Source organism: Sporomusa sp., from assembly GCF_057736855.1.
On sequence record NZ_JBYKYF010000037.1, the window covers coordinates 12,462 to 14,197 of the forward strand.

General features: G+C 40.9%; 2 protein-coding genes. One reads left to right on the top strand and one right to left on the bottom strand.

What is annotated here, in order from left to right; translation table 11 throughout:
- The coding region (gene thiW / locus AC29Z1_RS04235; protein ID WP_488270211.1) for an energy coupling factor transporter S component ThiW at positions 1-394 on the bottom strand (394 nt) is incomplete at its 3' end.
- Between the two features lie 240 nt (positions 395-634).
- Here thiW and AC29Z1_RS04240 point away from each other — a divergent pair.
- Positions 635-1,736, top strand: a 1,102-nt coding sequence (locus AC29Z1_RS04240; protein ID WP_488270212.1) for an ATP-binding protein, incomplete at its 3' end; no start/stop codon positions are given.

Here is a 1,736-nt window from a genome sequence, read left to right on the forward strand (position 1 = left end):
CAATAAAGAAAAATGCGCCAGCCGATGAGCCGATAAAATACTTGGCAACAGGATAAGCCAGCAACGCCCCTAAAATTCCTGTTCCTATTATTTCCCCGGCAATAGCTCCCCAAATACTCTTGGTTCTCTTATACAGTAGTCCTGACAATGCCGCACCAACCATACTTCCCGGAAAGGCTAATAGTGAACCTGTTCCTAATATATTACGCAACAACGAAATCCCAAACGCAGCACTAACTGAGTAACGTGTTCCTAAAATCACTGCTAACAATATATTGATAACATGCTGAAGCGGAAAGCACTTAGCAATACCAACAGGTATATATACTAAATGGGATGTAAGTATACCCACCGCCATAAAAATAGCGGTAATAATGAGTTTACGTATTTGCATAGTAACTATCATCCTTTCTCTACAAAGTAATATTTTTCCATGAAAGAAAATTCGTCACAATAAAAGCTGTATCCTGCTAAGCCTGGAATATAAAACTTGTATTGCCAAGCTTCCCCATATCCAAAGTATAAATACAGTATATTTTCGGCATATACCTTGTTTTTTTATAAATTCAGTGATAAATTAGCAATTATAGCTCTTACTTATCAATGTATATCGTTGATTTTGGAGGGAATTTACATGAAAAGAATTCAAACCGTATTGGTTGCTAATCGTGGCGAAATTGCCATTCGAGTCATGCGGGCTTGTAATGAATTGGGTATACGTACCATTGCCATTTATTCCAAAGAAGATATTTTTTCCTTGCACCGTTATCGGGCAGATGAAGCTTATTTAATCGGCGAAAACAAAAGCCCTGTCGATGCTTATCTAGATATTGAAGACATCCTGCGTATAGCCAAAAATCGCGGTGTCGATGCTATCCATCCCGGCTATGGCTTTTTATCAGAAAATATAAATTTTGCTAAACGCTGTCAAGAAGAAGGTATCATATTTATTGGACCAGAAATCAGGCATTTAGCCATGTTTGGCGACAAAATTAATGCCCGCGCCCAAGCAATAGCCGCCGGATTACCAGTTATACCGGGAAGTGACGGCCCTGTAAGCAGTCTGGAAGATGTCAAAGCGTTTGCTGAACGCTACGGCTATCCATTTATTATTAAAGCCATTTTAGGCGGTGGCGGTCGGGGAATGCGCATTGTGCGGTCAGCAAGCGAACTTGAGGAAGCCTATCAACGGGCAAAATCAGAAGCCAAAACCTCGTTTGGCGATGACCAAATTTACCTCGAACGCCTGCTTCAGTCTCCTAAACATATTGAAGTTCAAATCCTGGGAGATCAATATGGCAATATTATTCATTTATATGAAAGAGACTGTTCTGTTCAGCGCCGTCACCAAAAAGTTATCGAAATTGCACCTAGCATTTCACTTTCCCAAGAATTGCGCCACGAAATTTGCAATGCTGCAGTGAAACTCATGAAATCCGTCGGGTATGTCAATGCTGGTACTGTGGAGTTTCTAGTAACCCCTGACCAGCAGTTTTACTTCATTGAAGTAAATCCACGCATCCAAGTGGAACATACCATCACCGAAATGATCACAGGTATTGATATTGTCCAGGCGCAGTTACACATTGCTGACGGCTCAAGTTTGCATGATGAAAATATTGGTATTCCCGAGCAAGACAAAATTATGTGCCACGGACATGCCATTCAATGCCGAATCACAACTGAAGACCCGGCTAATAATTTCATGCCTGATACAGGAAAAATAACCGCCTATC